Below are 19,132 nucleotides of genomic sequence, written 5' to 3' on the forward strand. Positions count from 1 at the left end.
GATCCCGATCCGCCGGTCCGTCAGCAGTCCACAGGTTAACGACTACTCGGGCAGGCGGAGTTCCAGGTCCGGGCGCGGCGTGACACCGGTCAGGCCGATTCCGGCCAGGAGCGCCGCCACCGGGCCGTGCCCGGGGATCTGCGCCTCGGTGTCGACGTCGTGCCAGGGGGCCAGGACGAAGGCCCGCTGGTGGGCCCGCGGGTGCGGGAGGGTGAGGGTGGGGTCGTCGGAGACCACGTCGGCGTACGCGACGATGTCGACGTCGATCGTGCGCGGGCCCCACCGCTCCTCGCGGACGCGGTCGAAGGCTTCCTCGATGGCCTGTCCGCGCTCCAGGAGCGACGACGGCGGCAGGGTGGTCTTCACGGAGACGACCGCGTTGAAGTACGCGGGCTGCGAGCCGGGATCGACGCCCCAGGGCTCGGTCTCGTAGACCCGGGAGACGGCCTTGACCCGCAGGCCCGGGGTGTCGCCGAGGGCGTCGATGGCGCCCTGCAGGGTCTCCAGCCGGTTGCCGAGGTTCGCGCCGAGCGCGATGACGGCCCATTTCGGGTTGGACAGGGTGACGTCCGCCGCGTCGACCGTTTCGACGACGGAGGCGGGGACCGGCTGTACGGTCGGGTCGCTCTGTGTGTTCAGGCCGTTGTTCATGCGCGGCTCCGGGTGATCGTGATGGTCACGTCGTCGAAGGGGACGGTGATGGGCGCGTCCGGCTTGTGGACGACCACCTCCACCTGCGCCACCGCTTCGTGCTTGAGGCACTGCTGGGCGATCCGCTCGGCGAGCGTCTCGATCAGGTCGACGGGCTCTCCCTGCACCACATCGACGACCTCCTCGGCCACGACCCCGTAGTGCACGGTCTTCGCCAGGTCGTCGTCGGCCGCCGCGGGGCGGGTGTCGATGTGCAGCACGAGGTCGACGATGAAGGTCTGGCCTTCCTCGCGCTCCCGGGGGAAGACGCCGTGGTGCCCGCGAGCCTTGAGGCCGCGCAGCGCGACACGATCCACGCGAATCACTCCTGCTTTCGTAGGTACATCCGGTCCCGGGACTCCCCGGGGCCATGGGCCTACGCCGAGTGCGGTCGGCGTCGTCCGTCTTCGAATTTACCTGCGAAACACTCCGGTCCCCGCCGGAGGGGTCAGGAGGCCTCGTCCTCGTCGCCCTCGTCGGACTCCGTGAGGACGGGAGAACCGTGGTGGGACCAGAGCCGCCAGCCCTCGGATGTGCGTCGGAACACATTCGTGGCGACGACGAGCTGGCCGACCAGCGGACCCAGCTCACCGCCGTCCTCGGCGGGCCCGCCGCTGAGGATGTTCTCCGTACAGGTCACCAGGGCGGTGTCGCCTATCACGGTCACCTTGGTGTCCGTGAGGAAGAACTGGATGTAGTCGGTGTGGGACATGATCAGCGCATACGAGCGCAGCACCTCGCCGCGGCCCGAGAGCACGGGCCAGCCGGGATGTACGCAGGAGATCTCGTCATCGAGCCAGAGCGCCGACAGTAGGTCGAAGTCCCCCTGCTCCATGGCCTCGTAGAAGGCCGTGTTGACCCCTTCGACCGCTTCGATGTCGGTTCTGCTCACTGGACTCCTTCTCGGTCGGTGCGGATCACAGTGCCCCTTCCACGGCGCGGGCCACCCGAACCGCGTCCGCGGTCGCCCGTACCTCGTGGACCCGTACGGCCCAGGCGCCCTGGTGGGCGGCGATGGCGGAGACGGCGGCCGTGGCGGCGTCGCGCTCGCGGGCGGGCGGCGGGGCGGTGTCGTCCCCGCCCGCCAGGACCCGGCCGAGGAAACGCTTCCTCGATGCGGCGACCAGCAGCGGGAAGCCGAGGGCGCGCAGCTCGGGCAGGTGCGCGACCAGGGCCAGGTCGTGCTCGGCCTGCTTCGCGAAGCCGAGGCCCGGGTCGACGACGAGGCGTTCGGGGGCGATGCCGCCGGCCACGACGGCGTCGATGCGGGCCCGCAGTTCGGCGGTGACCTCCGCGACGACGTCCTCGTAGACGGCGAGGCTGTTCATGCCGGCGCTGAAGCCGCGCCAGTGCATGACCACGAACGGCACCTCGGCCGCCGCGACGGCCGGGATCATGCCGGGATCGGCGAGCCCGCCGCTGACGTCGTTGACCAGCACCGCTCCGGCGGCCACGGCCCGGGCGGCGACGGACGCGCGCATCGTGTCGACGGAGACGGCGATGCCCTCGGAGGCCAGGCCGCGCACCACGGGGACGACCCGGCGCAGCTCCTCCTCCTCGTCGACGCGGGAGGCGCCGGGGCGGGTGGACTCGCCGCCGACGTCGACGAGGTCGGCGCCCTGGGCGACGAGGTCGAGGCCGCGCTTGACGGCCGCGGTGGTGTCGAACCAGCGCCCGCCGTCGGAGAAGGAGTCCGGGGTGACGTTGACGACGCCCATGACCGCGCAGCGGTCCCACTCCGGCAGACCTGCGACCCGGCCCCTGCTGGCGGCTCCGCGCTTCGTGTTCATAGCTCCAAGGGTAGGGCTGACCTGGATACGGAAGGGCCCCGGCGCCTTTCGGCTGCCGGGGCCGGCCCCCTTCGTACGGGTGGCTACGCGGCCTGGACCTCGCGCTCCGGCTGCTTGGGCACGGTCGTCATCTGGTGGTGGGCGCAGGTACGGACCGGCTTGGGGCGGCGGCGGCCGGCGAAGAGCCGGGGCAGGGCCAGGGTCACGAAGCCCTCGGCCTGCATCGCGGCGAACCCGATGCGGGGAAGGTCGCGGGTGGTGCGGAAGACGACGAAGCGCGGCTCCCAGCGGGGGCGGAACTTCGCGTTGAACTTGTACAGCGACTCGATCTGGAACCAGCGGGACAGGAAGACCAGCAGGCCGCGCCACATGCGCAGGACCGGGCCGGCGCCGATCTTCTCGCCGCGGGCGAGGGCCGAGCGGAACATCGCGAAGTTGAGGGAGACCTTCTCGATCTTCAGGCCGGGGGCGGCTTCCAGAGAGGCGACGATCAGCAGTTCGTTCATGCCGGGGTCGGCGGCGCGGTCGCGGCGCATCAGCTCCAGCGACATGCCGTCGGCGCCCCAGGGGACGAAGTGGAGAACGGCCTTCAGGTCGCCGAAGGGGCTGGTGTCGCCCTCCTCCACCCGGTGGGCGGTCGCGATGAAGCAGTCGCCGTCGCCCGGGTCGCCGACCCGGCCGAGCGCCATGGAGAAGCCGCGCTCGGTGTCGGTGCCGCGCCAGGCGTCGGCGGCGCCGCGTACCTGCTCCAGCTCCGTCTCGGTCAGTTCGCTGACGCGGCGGACCTTGGTGGTGTAGCCGTTGCGCTCGATGCGCTTCACCATTTGGCGGACATTGCGCATGGCACGGCCAGAGAGGGAGAAGTCTTTGACATCGACGATCGCCTCGTCACCGAGCTCCAGGGCGTCCAGGCCGGTCTCGCGGGTCCAGACCTCGCCGCCGGTCTCGCTGCATCCCATGACGGCCGGGGTCCAGGAGTGGGCCTTGGCCTCCTCCATGAACCGCTCGATGGCGCCGGGCCAGGCCTCGACGTCGCCGATGGGGTCGCCGGAGGCGAGCATCACGCCGGAGACGACGCGGTAGGTGACGGCGGCCTTGCCGCTGGGGGAGAAGACGACGGCCTTGTCGCGGCGGAGCGCGAAGTGCCCCAGCGAGTCGCGGCCGCCGTGCTTGGCGAGGAGCTCGCGCAGCTTGGACTCGTCGTCGGCGGTGAGCCGGGCGGCCGGGTGCTCGGGGCGGAAGGCCAGGTAGATGGTGGTGAGCGCGGTCAGCATGCCGAGGGCGCCGAGGGAGTATCCGACGGTCCAGGACACGCGGCCGGCGTAGTCGACGGGGCCCTCGAAGCCGAAGAGGCCGTAGACGACGTGGGTGATCTGCTCGTACAGGCCCGGGTTGCCGACGACCTTGCCCGGGTGGACGTTGACGATGACCAGACCCAGACCGATGGAGCCGGCGCTCATCAGGACGAAGTTCGCGAGCGCCTTCCAGCGGCTGCGCGGGTCCGGCAGCGCCTTGAATTCACTTTGGTGGCGCAGCAGCAGCGCGAGGAGCACCGCCCCGAGGATCACCCCGAGGATCGAGTGCCGGTACGCGAACTGCGCCGCGGCGCCGGCCGGCAGCAGCACGACGGCGGCCCTCCAGGCGCGGCGCTTGCGGCGCTTGAGGCCGTGGGCGAGCAGCAGGAGCAGGACGCCCGCGCTGATCGCGAGGGCCGCCGCGAAGGGGCCCAGCGAGAACGGCAGCACCTCGGTGACCGCGTGGATCCGGCTGTGCCGGAAACGGGGGAACACCCCCGCCGCGATGTCCAGAAGGCCGACGATCATGACGGCCGTACCTACCAGGCCGGGCACCGACTCCGGCTGTGGGCCTCGGAGGATTCGGCGGACCCTGCTCGGAACCTGTCCCGACTTATCGCCATCTATCCTGCTAGACATCGCTTCCCGTTGCTCCGCGAGAGATCATGTGGCCGAAGGCTGCGACAGCCTCCGGTGTGTGGTGCGTCCATTAGGACGACATCGAGGAGGAGCGGGTTCACTCTTCCGTCGGAAAAAAACAGTCCTGCCATCAGAAAGTCGACTGACTGCTCATGGGTCTCACCAGTTATACGGTTCTGGCGCTGGCCATTTTCGCCGGTGTGCTGCTCTTCGCGGCCACGGTCTGGTTCTGGCCGAAGCTCTCGGGCCGCACGTGGCGCGCGTTCGCCGGGCGGATCGGTCTCCTGCTCGCGACCCAGCTGGCACTGTTCTCGGCGGTGGGCCTCGCGGCCAACAAGTCGTTCCTCTTCTACGGTTCCTGGGCCGACCTGTTCGGCCAGGAGACGTCGATCGGCAAGGTCGTCGACCACTCGATGAGCAGCAAGGACATCAAGGTCGTCGACAAGCAGGCGCTGGACGTGCCCGGCGGGAGCAAGCCTCAGGTCGGCGGCCAGATCCTGAAGGTCTCCATCGAGGGGCAGAAGTCGAAGATCACGAGCCCGGGTTACGTGTGGCTGCCGCCGGAGTACTTCCAGCCGCAGCACAAGGACGAGAACTTCCCCGCGTCCATCGTCCTTACGGGTTACCCGGGTACCGCCGAGAACCTCATCAAAGGGCTCGACTACCCCATGAAGGCCTTCAGTTTGTCCAAGGCGGGCAAGATGAAGCCGATGATCCTGGTCATGCTGCGCCCGACCGTCGCGCCGCCGCGGGACACCGAGTGCGTGGACATACCCGGCGGACCGCAGACCGAGACCTTCTTCGCCGTGGACCTCCCGAAGGCCATCACGGACACCTTCCGGGTCGGCAAGAAGCCGGAGAACATGGGCTTCATCGGCAACTCCACCGGCGGTTACTGCGCCCTGAAGATCGCCGCGCACTACCCGCAGACCTTCGGCGCCGCCGCGGGTCTGTCCGCGTACTACCAGGCTCCGGACGACCCGACGACCGGCGACCTCTTCCACGGGGACGACAAGCTGAAGCAGCGCGCGGACGTCCTGCACAGCATCGAGAACAAGAAGCCGACCGGCACGTCCTTCCTCGTCACCAGCAGCGAGACGGGCGAGCCGAACCTCGGCGACACCAAGAAGTTCATCAAGAAGGTGAAGAGCCCGGACCGGGTCTCCTCGATCATCCTCGACAGCGGCGGCCACAACTTCAACACGTGGCGACGCGAGATCCCGCCGATGCTCGCGTGGATGAGCGGCCGCATCCAGGCCTGACAAGGCCGGTGAGCAGAGGTCAGGAACGGTGCGCGAGCACGAGGGGGAAGGGCCCGGCTCCGGCCGGGCCCTTCGTGTCAGGCCTCCTGGAGGTGGGCCCGGCGCAGCGCCCGGTGCACGCCCTCCGGCGTCAGGACGCCGACCAGCGCCCCGGAGTCCGGGTCGGTGACCCCGATCCGGCCCGAGTCCTCCTGGAGGAGGGCCGCCAGGGCTTCGCGCAGCGACGCCCCCAGCTCCACCGCCGCGGCTGGGGCCGCGTCCTGCCCGTCGGCCACCGCCAGGTCGGCCGCCTCGACCGGGGTGACGGCGAGCCGTTTGAGCCCCCGGTCGGCGCCGACGAAGGAGGCCACGTACGCAGTGGCCGGCGCGCCGAGCACCGCGGCCGGGCGGGCGAACTGCTCGATGGTGCCCGTTCCGTAGACCGCGATGCGGTCGCCGAGCCGGATCGCCTCCTCCAGGTCGTGCGTGACCAGGAGGATCGTTTTGCGCACCGTCTTCTGCAGCGTCAGGAACTCGTTCTGCAGGCGCTCGCGCACCACCGGGTCCACCGCGCCGAACGGCTCGTCCATCAGCAGGACCGGCGGATCGGCGGCGAGCGCGCGGGCCACGCCGACGCGCTGGCGCTGCCCGCCGGAGAGCTGCTCCGGGTACCGGCCCCCGTAGACGGCCGGGTCGAGCCCCACCAGTTCGAGCAGCTCGGCTGCCCGGGCGCGGGCCTTGGCCTTCGGGGTGCCGATCAGCTGCGGCACGGTCGCGGTGTTCTCCAGCACCGTCTTGTGCGGGAACAGTCCCACCTGCTGGATCACGTATCCGATCCGGCGGCGCAGCTCGACCGGGTCGGCGGCGGCGATGTCCTCGCCGCCGAGCAGGATCCGGCCGGAGGTCGGCTCGATCAACCGGTTGACCATCTTCATGGTGGTCGTCTTGCCGCAGCCGGACGGCCCCACGAGCGTGACCAGTTCACCCTCCGCCACCTCGAAGGACAGGTCCTCGACGGCGGTCGTCCCGTCGGGGTAGCTCTTGGTCACGTGCTCGAATCGGATCACGGGCCCATCCTTCCGTACGGGTGGCCCGGTTCGACGAGGGGCGTGTCGCCCGACTGCTGAGGCTTCCGTCGCATTGTCGGTGCCGGGGGATAGGGTCGTTCTGGGTGTGCTGTCGCACGACTGTGCTGCCGGAGGAGCGAGTGTTCGGTGAGGGGGTGAGGAGCATGGCCGGGCAGAACTGCCTGGTGGCGAATGACTGGATCTGCTGGGAGTACGTCACTTCCCGCTCCCAGGAGCTCACCGACGCCACCCTGGAACACGTCTGGATCACGGGCGTGTCGGTCCTGATCGGTCTTGCCGTCTCCGTCCCGCTGGCCCTGCTGGCCCGCCGCGGCCGACGCTGGGCCGCGCCCGTGCTGGGCGTCACCACGCTGCTCTACACGATTCCCTCGCTCGCCATGTTCTCCCTGCTGCTGCCGGTGTTCGGCCTGCCGGCGTCGCTGGTGGTGACCGGCCTGGTGCTGTATTCGCTGACCATCCTGGTCCGCAATGTGCTGGCCGGCCTGGAAGCCGTCCCCGAAGACGTACGGGAGGCCGCTCGCGGCATGGGGTACGGCCCGCGGCGGCTGTTGTGGCAGGTCGAACTGCCGCTGGCGCTGCCCGCGGTGCTCGCCGGGGTGCGGATCGCCACCGTCTCGACGGTCGCGCTGACCACGGTCGGCTCCATCGTCGGCAAGGGCGGGCTCGGCAACCTCATCGCGCCCGCCGTCAGCAGCTCGTTCAAGGCCCAGGTGCTCACCGCCTCCGTGCTGTGCGTGCTGCTCGCGTTCGTGGCCGATGTGCTGTTGCTCGGCGCCGAGCGGCTGCTGACGCCGTGGGCCCGGGCCGCCACCCGCGCGGCGAAGGGAGCCTGAGGCCGTGGGCGTGCTGGGAGCGGCCTGGGACTGGCTGGCGGACGGCGCCAACTGGTCGGGCGAGAGCGGTGTCTGGCACCGGCTCGCCGAGCACGCGTACGTCAGCGGGACCGCCCTCGCCATCGCTTGCGCGGTGGCGCTGCCGCTGGGCCTGTGGCTCGGCCACCTCGGCAAGGGCGGCGCGCTCGCGGTGAATGTGTCCAATGCCGGCCGGGCCGTCCCCGTCTTCGCGGTGCTGGCGCTGTTCATGGTCTCGCCGCTGCGCAACGCGGGCTATCTGCCCACCATCGCCGCGCTGGTGCTGTTCGCCGTACCTCCCCTGCTGACCAATGCGTATGTCGGCGTGCGCGAGGTCGACCGCTCGGTCGTGGAGGCCGCCCGCGGCATGGGCATGTCCGGCGGCCAGCTCTTCTGGCGGGTCGAACTGCCGCTCGCGCGGGGGCTGGTGATGACCGGGCTGCGCTCCGGCGCCGTGCAGGTCATCGCCACGGCCACGATCGCGGCGATGGTCGGCCAGGGCGGCCTCGGCCGGATCATCACCGCCGGCTTCAACACGTACAACACCGCGCAGGTCGTCGCGGGCGCCCTGCTGGTGGCGGCGCTCGCGCTGCTGGTGGAGGGCGCCCTGGTGGCGGCGGACCGGCTGCTGCCGCGAACCGCGCCCCGCTGAGAGCCGTCCCGTCGGCCGCTGCTCCTCCGAACGCCGTCCCGCCGGCCGCAGCCGCTCCGAACGCCGTCCCCCGCCGATTTCCTGTCCCTCGCCTCGAACGGAGTACCTCCATGAGCAAGACCACGCGCGCCCTCGGCGCGTCCCTGGGCACGCTGGCCCTGTCGGTGTCGCTGGCCGCGTGCGGCGGCGAGAGCCTGGAGAAGAGCAAGGACGGTGGCTCGTCGTCCTCTTCCTCCGCTTCAGCGGCGGGTGCCAAGGGCAGCCTGGTGATCGGCGCGGCCGGTTTCACCGAGTCCAACGTGCTGGCTGAGCTGTACGCACAGGTCCTCAAGGACGCCGGCTACGGCACGTCGATCAAGACGGTCAGCAACCGGGAGCTGTACGAGCCGTCGCTGGAGAAGGGCGAGATCGACGTCGTCCCGGAGTACGCGGCGACGCTCGCGGAGTTCCTCAACGCGAAGGTGAACGGCCCGCAGGCGCCGGAGGCGAAGCCGGTCGCGTCGAGCGATGTCGCGGCGACGGTGGCGGCACTGGAGAAGCTCGCGGCCCCGCTCGGTCTGAAGGCCCTGCCGGCGGGCGAGGCGGTCGACCAGAACGCTTTCGCGGTGAGCAGGGAATTCGCCGAGAAGAACAACCTGAAGACTCTTTCCGATCTTGGTAAGTCCGGGCTGAAGGTGAAGATCGCGGCGGGTGACGAATGCGCCGTCCGCCCCTTCTGCGCACCGGGATTGAAGAAGACATACGGAATCGATGTTTCCGGTATTGACCCGAAGGGCGTCGGCACCCCGCAGTCCAAGCAGGCGGTCAAGGACGGCGCCGACCAGCTCGTGCTGACCACGACCACGGACGCCACGCTCGACAGCTTCGGCCTGGTCCTGCTGGAGGACGACAAGAAGCTCCAGAACGCCGACAACGTACTGCCGGTGGTCAACGCCAAGGACGCGGGCGCCCCCGAGGTCGCAGCGGCCCTGGGGAAGCTGACCAAGGTGCTCACCACGGCCGATCTGGTCGGCATGAACCGCGCGGTGGACGCGGAGCGGGCCAAGCCGGCGGACGTCGCGAAGGCTTACCTGGAGTCCAAGGGTCTGCTCAAGAAGTAGTGGTTACGCGATTGATGGAGAAATGACGGGTAACTGCCCGGGAAGAGATTGCCGGGCAGCTACCCCACTCGCCGTCTACGCCCTGTAAATTTCAGGCCATGCCCCGTGGACGCCACCGCAATCCCGAACCTCTGCACCGGCTGCTCACGCCGACGGCCGTCGCTGGTGTTTCCCTCACCAGCGCCGCCGCGGCCTGGCTGCTCGCGGGCCCCGACGACGGCACTGCGCTGCGCCTGCTCGTCGCCCTCGCGGCGGCCTCCGGCGTCACCGGCGCCGTCGTGATGCGCGCCTGGGACCGCTCGGCGGGCCGCCGGGTGGCCGAGCTCGCGCGCGACCGGGTCAGAGACGAGTGGAAGACGGACGAGCGGATAGCCGAGCTCGAATCCGATCTGGAGGAGGCGCGCGCTCTGCGTGCCAAGCTCGACACCAAGCTACGCGCCAAGCGGGTCGAACTGGCCGGGCTGCGCGGCGAGCACGCGGCGCTGCTGAGGCGGTACGCGACGGCCGAGACCGAGCGCGCCAGCGCCCTGGAAGGCCGCCGGCTGCTGGCCATCGAGGCCTCCGCGACCCCGGCCGCCGCGCCGAAGGAACTGCCGGCGGCCTCGGCGGAGCGCACCTCGGCCGGCGCGCCCACCCCGGTCGGCTACGCCCGCGCCCACGCGGCGCTGGGGGCGTTGGCCCGCAAGGCGGCGCTGCCCGCGACACCCGCGGGGCTCACCGCGGCCGAGGGCCACGGCCGCCCGGCGATCGGCGGCGGCAGCCCCGCGGCAGCGGTCCCGGCCCGCCGGCTCCCGGCCGCGGTGGCCCCGTACGCGTCCCAGCGGCGTACGGCCTCCCGCGCCGAGGGCGGCTTCGACTTCTTCGGCACCAAGAACGCGGCGCAGGCCCGTGCGGCCATCGAGGCGGTCCAGAACGAGGACTTGGCCGACGTGGTGGGCGAGGAGGCCCTCGCGGCCCACAAGGCGGAGTCCGGCCGGACCCCCGCCGAACCGGCGCCCGATGCGGACACGAGCGGGCCGGCGACCTCCGAGACGCCCGACACGGGGGGTCAGGTCATCGATCTGACGGCCCATGACGAGACCGAGCGGATCGAGGTCCTCCGGCTGCGCACCGCGATCTCTTAGGTCCTGTCCGCCCGGACAGGACCTGGGCGGAGAGCGCCCCAGGCGCGTCGGGGAAGTCCCCGTATGAGGAGATGAGCCGGGCCAGGTGGCGGCCCGCCACCAGGAGCGGGGTCCGGCTCGCGGTGACCTGGGAGGTCATCTCGGCGCCCTCCAGGGTGTTGATGACGGTCATCGCGAGATCGCGGGCCTCCGGTTCCGGGTAGCCCGAGGCCAGCAGTTTCGCGGCCACCAGGTGCTGCCAGCTGGCGAAGGCCTGCGCGCAGGCGGCCTGGAGCTCCGGAAGGCGGCCGACCGTCTCCAGGGCCGTGGCCGTCACCGGGCAGCCGTCCCGCCAGTCCGAGTCCGCCAGCGCCTGTGCGAGGAGTGCCGCGACGGCCTCGACGGCCTCCGCCGGGTCGGGGTGCGTGTCCAGCCCGGCACGGAGCATGTGCGCGAACTCCTCGTCGCCGAAGTGGATCGCTGCGACGGCGAGCTCCTGTTTCCCGCCCGGGAAGAAGTGGTACAGCGAGCCGGCCATGGCCGCCGCCTACCTCGCCGCCGGATACGAGGTCACCGTCTGGAACCGCAGCTCCGGCAAGGACACCGACCTCGTGGCGCGGGGTGCGCGGCGGGCCGCGACCGCGGCCGAGGCCGTCGCCGCGAGCGGGCTGACCCTGCTCACCCTCATCGACGTGGACGCCGCGTACGGGGTGCTCGGCGACGCCGACCTCACCGGGCGGGCGCTGGCGAACCTGTCCTCGGACCTCCTGGACAAGGCCCGCGCGGCCGCGCGGTGGGCGCAGGGGCGCGGGGCCGCGTACCTCACCGGCGGGGTCAACACGGACCCCCACGGCATCGGGAAGCCGGAGTCGTCGATCTTCGTCAGCGGCCCCGAGGAGGCGTACCGGCAGCACCGCGCCGTGCTGGACGTGCTCGCCACGACCGACTACCGGGGAGCCGACCCCGGCCTCGCGCAGAGATCACCGAGATCACCGAGATCACCGAGATCACCGAGATCGCCGCGATCGAGGAGGCGGGAGGGGTCGGGGAGGAAGCGGGGGGACGGGAGGAACGCGTGCTGCGGGGGCTGGTCGCCGCCTCGCTACGCGTTCTTCTCCTGCGCCTTCTTTTCCTTCATCTCCTTGATGCGCACCGCTTCCTTGCGGACCTCGGCCTGGGTGGCGCGCTCCTTCTGGAGCCACTCGGGAGACTCGGCCTTCAGGGCCTCGATCTGCTCGGTGGTGAGGGGCTCGGTGATTCCGCCACGGGCGAGACCCGCGATGGAGATGCCGAGCTTCGATGCGACCACCGGCCGGGGGTGGGGGCCGTTGCGTCGCAGTTCCTGCAGCCACTCCGGCGGATCGGCCTGCAGGGCACTCAGCTCGGTGCGCGAGATGACACCCTCCTGGAACTCGGCGGGGGTGGCCTCGAGGTACACACCCAGCTTCTTGGCAGCCGTGGCGGGCTTCATCGTCTGGGTGGTCTGGTGCGACGTCATGGTGCCAAGAGTATCGAGCGTGTGCGATTCCGCCGACCACGACCGGTAACCTGGCGGAGTGACAGGCTCGGAAGTATCCCCTTCGTTCCGGCTCGCGTACGTCCCGGGGGTGACGCCCACGAAGTGGGTGCGGATCTGGAACGAGCGGCTGCCCGACGTCCCACTGACCCTCGTGGCGGTGCCCGCCGCCGAAGCGTCCGGCCTGCTGCGCGGCGGCGGCGCCGACGCCGGTTTCCTGCGGCTGCCGGTCGACGGGGCGGACCTCAGCGCGATCCCCCTCTACACCGAGACGACCGTGGTCGTGGTCCCCAAGGACCACATCGTGGCGGCCGTCGAAGAGGTGTCCGCCGCGGATCTGGCCGACGAGATCGTGCTGCACCCCCTCGACGACACCCTCGGCTGGGAGAGCCTGCCCGGGCGGCCCGCGATCGAGCGCCCCGCCACGACGGAGGACGCCGTCGAGCTGGTCGCGGCGGGGGTGGGAGTGCTCGTCGTCCCGCAGTCGCTGGCCCGCCTGTACCACCGCAGGGACCTCACGTACCGGCCGCTGTCGGACGCCCCCGAGTCGCGCATCGCGCTGTCGTGGCCCGAGGACGAGACCACCGACCTGGTGGAGGAGTTCATCGGGATCGTCCGCGGCCGGACCGTCAACAGCACCCGCGGGCGTCCCCCGACGCCCCCGCAGCCGAAGGGCAGGCACGCCGGTACGGGTGGTGGCGCTCGGCAGAAGCCCGGGGCCGCAAAGGCGGCCGGCAAGAGCGCCCGCGGCGGTTCGGGCGGTGCGAAGGGCGGCGCGAAGGGTGCTTCCAAGGGCGGCGCCAAGGGCGGTCCCAAGGGCGGCGCCAAGCGGGGGAAGCCCCGCGGCCGGTAGGACGCGCGATCGGGTAGGACGCCCGGCCGGTCAGGGATACGACAGGACGACACCCACGGCCACGACCTCCAGCAGCAGCTGTACGGCGAGCGCGGCGCGGCGTACCCGGTCCGGCGCGGCCATCGTCACCGCGACGGACACCGCCACGGCGACGAGCAGCGCCTCGAAGGCATCGTGCGGAAAGGGCGCGCAGCCGCCCTGCACCAGGCAGCGTGAGCCCGTCTCGGTGGTCAGCAGCAGGACCTTCGCGACGACGAGGGCGGGCAGGAACAGCGCGGCGGCGATCCCGGAGTGCTTGCGGATCCGCATCGCGGTCTCGGACGACGGCGCCGTACCGGTCGTACCGGTCGTGGCGGTCGTCCCGGCCGGGGCCGTACCGGTGGTGGAGGCGGCAGGGGCGGGCCGTGGCGTCGAGGACATGCCGCCATCCTGTCGCGCGGCGGCCGTACGGGGATCCGTGCGGGTACTCAGTCCCGGCGGCCCCCGTACCTACGCGCCGAGCTCCCACGGCCTAGAACAGCGGTAGCTGTCCGGGGTGCTCGGACAGGACGAAGCCGTCCAGCGTCGGCGCCGACGCGCCGAGCATCACCCGGGCCCGGGAGCCCGGGCAGGAGACCAGCTCGCCGCGGCCCCGCCCGGCGGGAGGGTCGTGGCGGGCGATCCGGCCGGCGGTGACGGCGCAGTCGCGGCCGCAGGCGGGGCAGGCCCGACGGGGGGAGTGGGACATGCCCCAAGTCTGCCCTGCCGCACCGACATCAGCCCTCCCGGTCGGCCCTCCACGCCGCGTCGGCCCGGCATACGCGGGCCCACAGCGCCGACCGGTCCACTGGGGTGAGGTCGTCGAGCTCCCGCCCGAAGAGGCCTGAGATGACCTCGTAGAACTCCTCCGGTGTGGTCAGCTCGCGCTTGCTCGCCCCCTTCGCCGCGTCGATCCGGGTCAGGACCCGGCCGCGCAGCACGTCGATGCCGTCCGCGTCGCGGCGCAGCAGGGCCAGCGTGCCGATGAAGGGCGAGTCCTCGGCGGTGGACAGTCGCAGGTGCTCCGCCGCGAAGTCGTCCATCGAGGCGGGAGCGGACCGGAAGTTCATCACCGGGAAGGGGCCGTCTGCGTTGCGGTAGGTCCAGCCCGGCTCCGGGCCCGCCAACGGCTCCAGGCCGTAGGAGAAACCGCCCTGGTCGTATGTGCCCTCGCGCAGGGGCAGGGGGTCGTACGGCCCGTCGCCGAGCCCCGCGTCCACGAGGTAGGCGGCCGAGTCGACCCGGACGGTCAGCGCGAGGTGGTTGCCGTTGACGCCGAGGGCGTCGGCCTCCTCGTACACGCCGCCGAGGTGGAGGGTGACGTCGTAGCCGAGATGGTCGAGGAGCGCGGCGAAGGCCCCGTTGAGATGGAAGCAGTAGCCGCCGCGCCCGGCGGCGAAGCGCCGTACCGACAGCTCCGGGTCGATGCCGGGCGGCCGGCCGAGCTGGATGTCGATGTTCTCGTAGGGGACGCGCTCCAAATGGGCCCGCTGGAGGGCGAAGAGCGCCTCGGCGGAGGGCGAACCGGGATCGGTGATGCCCAGCTGCCGCAGATAGCCGTCGAATATGCCAGAGGTCATGCGCTCAGCCTAGGCGCGCTCGCCCGGATTTCCGGGCAAACGGCGTGGTGGGCACGCTACTTGTCGATGTCACCGACCACGAAGAACAGCGAGCCCAGGATCGCCACCATGTCCGCGACGAGCTGCCCCGGCAGCAGCACCGCCAGGGCCTGGATGTTGTTGTACGAGGCGCTGCGCAGCTTCAGCCGGTACGGGGTCTTCTCGCCCTTGGAGACGAGGTAGTAGCCGTTGATGCCGAGCGGGTTCTCGGTCCAGGCGTACGTGTGGCCCTCGGGTGCCTTCAGGACCTTGGGCAGGCGCTGGTTGACCGGTCCCGGCGGGAGTTCCGCCATCCGGTCCAGGCAGGCGACGGCGAGGTCGAGCGCGTTGTGGGTCTGGTCCAGGAGGACTTCGAAGCGGGCCAGGCAGTCGCCCTCGGTGCGGGTGACCACTTTCAGGACGTCCTGGAGTTCGCCGTAGGCCAGGTACGGCTCGTCGCGGCGCAGGTCGAAGTCGACGCCGGAGGCGCGGGCGATGGGGCCGGAGACCCCGTACGCGTGCACGGCCTCGGCGGAGAGGACGCCGACGCCCCGCGTGCGGCCGCGGAAGATCTCGTTACCGTGGACCAGGTTGTCGTACACGTCCATGCGGGTGCGGACGTCGGCGATCGCGGCGCGCGCCCGGCCGAGCCAGCCGGCCGGGAGGTCCTCCTTGAGGCCGCCGACGCGGTTGAACATGTAGTGGATACGGCCGCCGGAGATCTCCTCCATGACGGCCTGGATCTCCTCGCGCTCGCGGAACGCGTGGAAGATCGGCGTGATTCCGCCCAGTTCGAGGGGGTACGAGCCGAGGAACATCAGGTGGTTCAGCACCCGGTTCAGCTCGGCCAGCAGGGTCCGCATCCACACGGCCCGCTCGGGGACCTCCATGCCGAGCATCCGCTCGACCGCCATGACCACGCCGAGCTCGTTCGAGAACGCGGACAGCCAGTCGTGGCGGTTCGCGAGCATCACGATCTGGCGGTAGTCGCGGGCCTCGAAGAGCTTCTCGGCGCCGCGGTGCATATAGCCGACCACCGGCTCGGCGCTGACGATCCGCTCCCCGTCCAGGACGAGGCGCAGGCGCAGCACGCCGTGAGTGGAAGGGTGCTGGGGTCCGATGTTGAGCACCATGTCGGTGCTCTCCGCCGCACCGCCGATGCCGACCGTGGTCTCCGTCATGGAGGCATTGTCTCAGCCCTAGGGTGGACGTATGGAAACCGGGACAACGGGTGAGACGGGCCGAACCGACTGGGTGGGGCTGCCGGGCGGGCTGCTCACTCTGCGGCGGCTGCTGCTGGTGATCTGGATGACGCTGTTCGCCGTGGTGACCGGGGTCGTGACGGGGCTGACGGCCGGACCGGCGTGGGCGGCCCTCGGCGCGTTCTGGCTGGGCGTCCTGGCCTGGGGCTGGGTGCTGCTCGGCCGCAACTGGCGCTCCTGGCGCTACGCCGAACGCGCGGACGACCTGCTGATCAGCCGGGGTGTGCTGTGGCGGGAGGAGACGGTGGTCCCGTACGGGCGGATGCAGCTGGTCGAGGTGACCTCGGGCCCGCTGGAGCGGCGCTTCGGGCTGGCCTCCGTACAGCTGCACACGGCGGCCGCGGCGACGGACGCCAAGATCCCGGGGCTGGTGCCCGCCGAGGCGGAGCGGCTGCGGGACCGTCTCACCGAGCTCGGCCAGGCAAGGTCGGCGGGCCTGTGAGCGAGCCGGCGACCGAACCCGTGCGGGACCCTGCGGGCGCATCTCCGGGCGAGTCGCGGGGCGAGTCGCGGGGCGGGTCCCCGGGCCCGGCCGGGAGCGCGTCCCCGAGCGGGGCCGTGAACCTGCCGGCCGGGCAGCCTGCCCCGCGGCCCGCCGCAGAGCCCGCCGCGCAGCAGCCGGTCGCAGAGCCCGCCGCGCAGCCGGCCACCGAGTCCGCCACCGAGTCCGCCGCGGAGTCCGCCACCGAGTCCGCCGCGGAGTCCGCCACCGAGTCCGCCGCGGAGTCCGCCACCGAGTCCGCCGCGGAGCCGGCCTCTAAGCCGGTCGTCATGGAACGCCGGCTGCACCCCTTCACCCCGCTGCGCCGCGCCTGGGTGCCGATCGCGGCGACCGTCGGCGTGATAGCCCAGCAGGGCGACAAGGCGGGCGAGTGGATAGCGGACCTGTCCGTCCTGCTGCGCGTGGCCGGGCTGGCGGGGCTGGTCCTGGTCTTCGGCCTGTACGGATTCCTCAGCTGGTGGGTCACGCACTACGCCGTGACCGACACCGAGCTGCGCATCCGCAGCGGGCTGCTCTTCCGCCGCACCGCGCACATCCGGCTGGACCGCATCCAGGCGGTGGATGTCACGCGGCCGCTGCTGGCCCGGCTGGTCGGGGTCGCCAAGCTGCGGCTCGACGTCATCGGTACGGACGACAAGGACGAGCTGGCCTTCCTCGGGGAGAAGGAGGCGGTCGCCCTGCGCGCCGAACTCCTCGCCCGCGCGGCCGGCTTCGCCCCCGCCGAGGCGGTACAGCTGGGCGAGGCTCCCGAACGGGAGCTGCTGCGCGTGCGCCCGCGCGACCTCGCCGCGTCGCTGCTGCTGAGCCTCGGCGTCTGGACGGCGCTGATCGGCGGGCTCACCGGACCGGTGGTCGTGTGGTGGCTCAGCGAGAACCTGTGGGCGGCCGCCGTGACGCTGCTCCCGGTCCTCGGCGGGGTCTGGGCGGGCACCGCGGGCCGCTTCTTCGCCGAGTACGACTGGACGGTCGCCGAGTCCCCGGACGGGCTGCGCCTGGACCACGGACTGCTGGACCGGGCCCATGAGACCGTGCCGCCGGGGCGCGTGCAGACCGTACGGATCGTGGAACCGCTGCTGTGGCGGCGGCGCGGCTGGGTCCGGGTAGAGCTCGCGGTGGCGGGCTCGAAGAACGACGTCCTCGTCCCGGTGGCCACGCGGGCGGCCGCGTACGCGGTGGTCGCGCGGGTCCTGCCGGGGGTGGACCTGGCCGGCCTGGCCTTCACCCCCTCCCCGCGCGCGGGGTCGCGGTGGGTGGTCCCGGTGTGGTGGAAGGGCTACGCCCTCGCCGTCTCCCCGGACGTGTTCGCGGCCCGGCGCGGGCGCCTGTGCCGCCGTACGGAGATCGTCCCGCACGCGAAGGTGCAGAGCGTCCGGCTCAGCCAGGGCCCCTGGGAACGCGCCCGCGGCGTGGCCGACGTCCACGTCGACACCGGCGCGAACGGCACGGTCACCGCCCGCCTGCGCGCCGCGGCCGAAGCCGCCGAACTGCTGCCCGCCCAGGCGGCTCGCTCCCACACCTCACGGGCGTCGGCCCGGCCGGACCGCTGGATGACGTGACACCGGGGGCTGGGGCGCGGGCCGGACGCGCGAGCTGCCGGAGCAGGCGGGAGGGCGGCTGGACGAGTGATTGCCCCATCGATGGCCTCGGATCTGCCGCCGCGCACCGTTCGGACCCGCGCCGGGGCGAGCACCCCAGTGACCTGCCGGGCACGGTTCTCGTTCGGCAGGCCATGACCGCACGTAAGACCACCACCGTGCTCACTCTCACCGCACTGGCCACGGGTACGGCCCTGGCATCGGCCTCGCCGGCATCCGCCGGCGGCATCGGCGACTTCCTCTCCCCCGCCTTCGGCACCAGCTGCGCCAACCACCACGCCACCCACGCAGCCGGAACCACCGCCCACGGAACCGGAGCCGCCAACGGCAACCTCGCCGGACTGCCCCTCGGCGGCGCCCTCAACCAGTGCGGAGGCGCCGACCTGCCCGAAGTCGACTTGTCGAAGGGCGCAGAAGGTATTGCCCAGTTCCTCCCGACCACCTGGAAGATCAGGGGTGTGGACTAGGTACCGGCATGCGAGTGATCACCCTCCTCACCACCGCCGAATTTACGTACGCGTGACGGGATGATCACGGATGTGGGAGGCGCTGCAGCCCCGGGACCAGGCCGGCCCCGGCGGCCCGGCGCAACGGAGTCAGCACGTGCGGTTCTGGGGCGTGTCAGCGGTGGCTGCGGCGGATGAGCCGGGTGGAGGGGTGGTGTGTCCGCCCCGGAAGCTTGGCCACTTCTCGCCGGTGCTGTCCCCGGCGTTTCGTGTGTCCGGGCGGGTTCATCGGTCCGCATCTCACGGTGCGTCGGCGCCGTTGTGGGCGGTGGTCCGCCCTGATGCGGGCCGGCCGGTAACGATGCGCCCGAGGGGTGGGTCTGGTTGCGTTGTGCGGTGTATTCCGGCTGGTGAGCGTTCGGCCGGCTGTGGTCAGGCTTGCGGTTCGGCCTGCATGCGTCGTTGGATCTCTTGGGGGGAGACGTCCTCGATGTGGGTGGCGATGAACCAGTTGTGGCCGTAGGGGCAGGTGAAGCCGCCTGCGCGGTCTCCGTAGGGCATGGTGGTCATCGGGAAGGTCGGCTTGCAGCCGGCTTTGACGGCCTTGTCGAAGACGGTTTCGGAGTCGGGTACCTGGATCCAGACGGTCACCGGGGTGCCGCCTGCCGTCTTTGGGCTGAGGATGCCCATCTCGGGGATTTCGTCGCTGATGATGATGACGTTGTCGCCGACCATCTGCTCGGAGTGGATGAGCTTGCCGCCGGCCTCGATGCGGGTGCGCTCGCTCACTCCCAGCACGTCCTGGTAGAAGGAGATCGCCTCGTTGGCGGGTGTGACGGCCATCCAGGGGATGACCAGCTGGTAGTCGGTGTTCTGCCAGTGGACCATGATCG

At 71.6% G+C, this 19,132-nt stretch carries 22 protein-coding genes and 1 pseudogene; 10 read left to right on the plus strand and 13 right to left on the minus strand.

Translation table 11 applies throughout. The features are described 5' to 3' along the window. Positions 1–42 precede the first annotated feature (42 nt). The 5 genes from folK to ABZX75_RS12110 all read right to left on the minus strand — a co-directional run bounded on the left by folK (position 43) and on the right by ABZX75_RS12110 (position 4,414). A complete protein-coding gene (gene folK / locus ABZX75_RS12090) occupies positions 43–651 on the minus strand; it encodes a 2-amino-4-hydroxy-6-hydroxymethyldihydropteridine diphosphokinase (protein WP_355410056.1) in 609 nt (202 codons plus the stop codon). Continuing rightward, positions 648–1,007, minus strand: a complete 360-nt coding sequence (folB, locus tag ABZX75_RS12095; RefSeq protein WP_150209025.1) for a dihydroneopterin aldolase — start codon at positions 1,005–1,007, stop codon at positions 648–650. Before folB ends, folK begins: the two co-directional genes overlap by 4 nt. Positions 1,008–1,138: 131 nt before the next feature. Then, positions 1,139–1,582, minus strand: coding sequence for a nuclear transport factor 2 family protein (locus ABZX75_RS12100; protein WP_355410057.1), 444 nt, complete (start codon positions 1,580–1,582; stop codon positions 1,139–1,141). Between the two features lie 25 nt (positions 1,583–1,607). Further along, on the minus strand, positions 1,608–2,480 hold the full coding sequence (gene folP / locus ABZX75_RS12105; protein ID WP_355410058.1) for a dihydropteroate synthase: 873 nt from the start codon (positions 2,478–2,480) through the stop codon (positions 1,608–1,610). A gap of 83 nt (positions 2,481–2,563) precedes the next feature. Beyond that, entirely contained in the window at positions 2,564–4,414 is a 1,851-nt protein-coding gene (locus tag ABZX75_RS12110) for a phosphatidylglycerol lysyltransferase domain-containing protein (protein WP_355410059.1), read from the minus strand. A 152-nt stretch (positions 4,415–4,566) separates the two neighbouring features. Between ABZX75_RS12110 and ABZX75_RS12115 the strand changes: the two genes are divergently transcribed. After that, positions 4,567–5,676, plus strand: coding sequence for an alpha/beta hydrolase-fold protein (locus ABZX75_RS12115; RefSeq protein WP_355410060.1), 1,110 nt, complete (start codon positions 4,567–4,569; stop codon positions 5,674–5,676). 77 nt (positions 5,677–5,753) lie between these two features. Here ABZX75_RS12115 and ABZX75_RS12120 read toward each other — a convergent pair whose 3' ends face one another. Then, positions 5,754–6,722, minus strand: coding sequence for an ATP-binding cassette domain-containing protein (locus ABZX75_RS12120; protein WP_355410061.1), 969 nt, complete (start codon positions 6,720–6,722; stop codon positions 5,754–5,756). A gap of 164 nt (positions 6,723–6,886) precedes the next feature. Between ABZX75_RS12120 and ABZX75_RS12125 the strand changes: the two genes are divergently transcribed. From ABZX75_RS12125 to ABZX75_RS12140, 4 genes are all read left to right on the plus strand, one after another. Then, complete coding sequence (locus ABZX75_RS12125) at positions 6,887–7,576, plus strand: ABC transporter permease (RefSeq protein ID WP_355410062.1); 690 nt, start codon at positions 6,887–6,889, stop codon at positions 7,574–7,576. A 4-nt stretch (positions 7,577–7,580) separates the two neighbouring features. After that, the gene (locus ABZX75_RS12130) at positions 7,581–8,246 is read left to right on the plus strand and encodes an ABC transporter permease (RefSeq protein WP_355410063.1); all 666 of its coding nucleotides are present in this window, start codon (positions 7,581–7,583) and stop codon (positions 8,244–8,246) included. Between the two features lie 110 nt (positions 8,247–8,356). Continuing rightward, positions 8,357–9,346 (plus strand): ABC transporter substrate-binding protein, encoded by a 990-nt coding sequence (locus tag ABZX75_RS12135; RefSeq protein WP_355410064.1) that lies wholly within the window; start codon positions 8,357–8,359, stop codon positions 9,344–9,346. A 98-nt stretch (positions 9,347–9,444) separates the two neighbouring features. Then, positions 9,445–10,470, plus strand: a complete 1,026-nt coding sequence (locus ABZX75_RS12140) for a hypothetical protein (RefSeq protein WP_355410065.1) — start codon at positions 9,445–9,447, stop codon at positions 10,468–10,470. Here ABZX75_RS12140 and ABZX75_RS12145 read toward each other — a convergent pair. Further along, positions 10,400–10,987 (minus strand): TetR/AcrR family transcriptional regulator, encoded by a 588-nt coding sequence (locus tag ABZX75_RS12145; protein WP_355410066.1) that lies wholly within the window; start codon positions 10,985–10,987, stop codon positions 10,400–10,402. The genes ABZX75_RS12140 and ABZX75_RS12145 overlap by 71 nt on opposite strands. Here ABZX75_RS12145 and ABZX75_RS12150 point away from each other — a divergent pair. Then, positions 10,986–11,330: pseudogene (locus ABZX75_RS12150) on the plus strand (NAD(P)-binding domain-containing protein); the annotation flags it as partial. The gene ABZX75_RS12145 and the pseudogene ABZX75_RS12150 overlap by 2 nt on opposite strands. A 221-nt stretch (positions 11,331–11,551) precedes the next feature. Here ABZX75_RS12150 and ABZX75_RS12155 read toward each other — a convergent pair. After that, entirely contained in the window at positions 11,552–11,947 is a 396-nt protein-coding gene (locus tag ABZX75_RS12155) for a DUF5997 family protein (RefSeq protein ID WP_355410067.1), read from the minus strand. A gap of 58 nt (positions 11,948–12,005) precedes the next feature. Between ABZX75_RS12155 and ABZX75_RS12160 the strand changes: the two genes are divergently transcribed. Further along, positions 12,006–12,818: a LysR substrate-binding domain-containing protein gene (locus ABZX75_RS12160; protein WP_355410068.1), complete on the plus strand. Its 813-nt coding sequence runs from the start codon at positions 12,006–12,008 to the stop codon at positions 12,816–12,818. A gap of 30 nt (positions 12,819–12,848) precedes the next feature. Here the strand turns inward: ABZX75_RS12160 and ABZX75_RS12165 are convergent, their stop codons facing one another. The 4 genes from ABZX75_RS12165 to ABZX75_RS12180 all read right to left on the minus strand — a co-directional run bounded on the left by ABZX75_RS12165 (position 12,849) and on the right by ABZX75_RS12180 (position 15,615). Further along, complete coding sequence (locus tag ABZX75_RS12165; protein ID WP_355410069.1) at positions 12,849–13,238, minus strand: hypothetical protein; 390 nt, start codon at positions 13,236–13,238, stop codon at positions 12,849–12,851. Between the two features lie 91 nt (positions 13,239–13,329). Continuing rightward, positions 13,330–13,545 (minus strand): hypothetical protein, encoded by a 216-nt coding sequence (locus ABZX75_RS12170; RefSeq protein ID WP_355410070.1) that lies wholly within the window; start codon positions 13,543–13,545, stop codon positions 13,330–13,332. Between the two features lie 28 nt (positions 13,546–13,573). Beyond that, positions 13,574–14,416: an arylamine N-acetyltransferase gene (locus tag ABZX75_RS12175; protein ID WP_355410071.1), complete on the minus strand. Its 843-nt coding sequence runs from the start codon at positions 14,414–14,416 to the stop codon at positions 13,574–13,576. A 56-nt stretch (positions 14,417–14,472) separates the two neighbouring features. Continuing rightward, positions 14,473–15,615: an NADH-quinone oxidoreductase subunit D gene (locus ABZX75_RS12180; protein WP_355410072.1), complete on the minus strand. Its 1,143-nt coding sequence runs from the start codon at positions 15,613–15,615 to the stop codon at positions 14,473–14,475. A gap of 31 nt (positions 15,616–15,646) precedes the next feature. On the opposite strand from ABZX75_RS12180, the gene ABZX75_RS12185 reads away from it, so the two are divergent. The 3 genes from ABZX75_RS12185 to ABZX75_RS12195 all read left to right on the plus strand — a co-directional run bounded on the left by ABZX75_RS12185 (position 15,647) and on the right by ABZX75_RS12195 (position 18,260). Next, on the plus strand, positions 15,647–16,138 hold the full coding sequence (locus tag ABZX75_RS12185; protein ID WP_355410073.1) for a PH domain-containing protein: 492 nt from the start codon (positions 15,647–15,649) through the stop codon (positions 16,136–16,138). 329 nt (positions 16,139–16,467) lie between these two features. Beyond that, positions 16,468–17,754, plus strand: a complete 1,287-nt coding sequence (locus tag ABZX75_RS12190) for a PH domain-containing protein (RefSeq protein WP_355410127.1) — start codon at positions 16,468–16,470, stop codon at positions 17,752–17,754. 173 nt (positions 17,755–17,927) lie between these two features. Further along, positions 17,928–18,260, plus strand: a complete 333-nt coding sequence (locus tag ABZX75_RS12195; RefSeq protein WP_355410074.1) for a hypothetical protein — start codon at positions 17,928–17,930, stop codon at positions 18,258–18,260. A 411-nt stretch (positions 18,261–18,671) separates the two neighbouring features. Here ABZX75_RS12195 and ABZX75_RS12200 read toward each other — a convergent pair whose 3' ends face one another. After that, a complete protein-coding gene (locus ABZX75_RS12200) occupies positions 18,672–19,127 on the minus strand; it encodes a VOC family protein (RefSeq protein WP_355410075.1) in 456 nt (151 codons plus the stop codon). Positions 19,128–19,132 lie beyond the last annotated feature (5 nt).

Source organism: Streptomyces sp. NPDC003038, assembly GCF_040611115.1.
GTDB lineage: Bacteria > Actinomycetota > Actinomycetes > Streptomycetales > Streptomycetaceae > Streptomyces.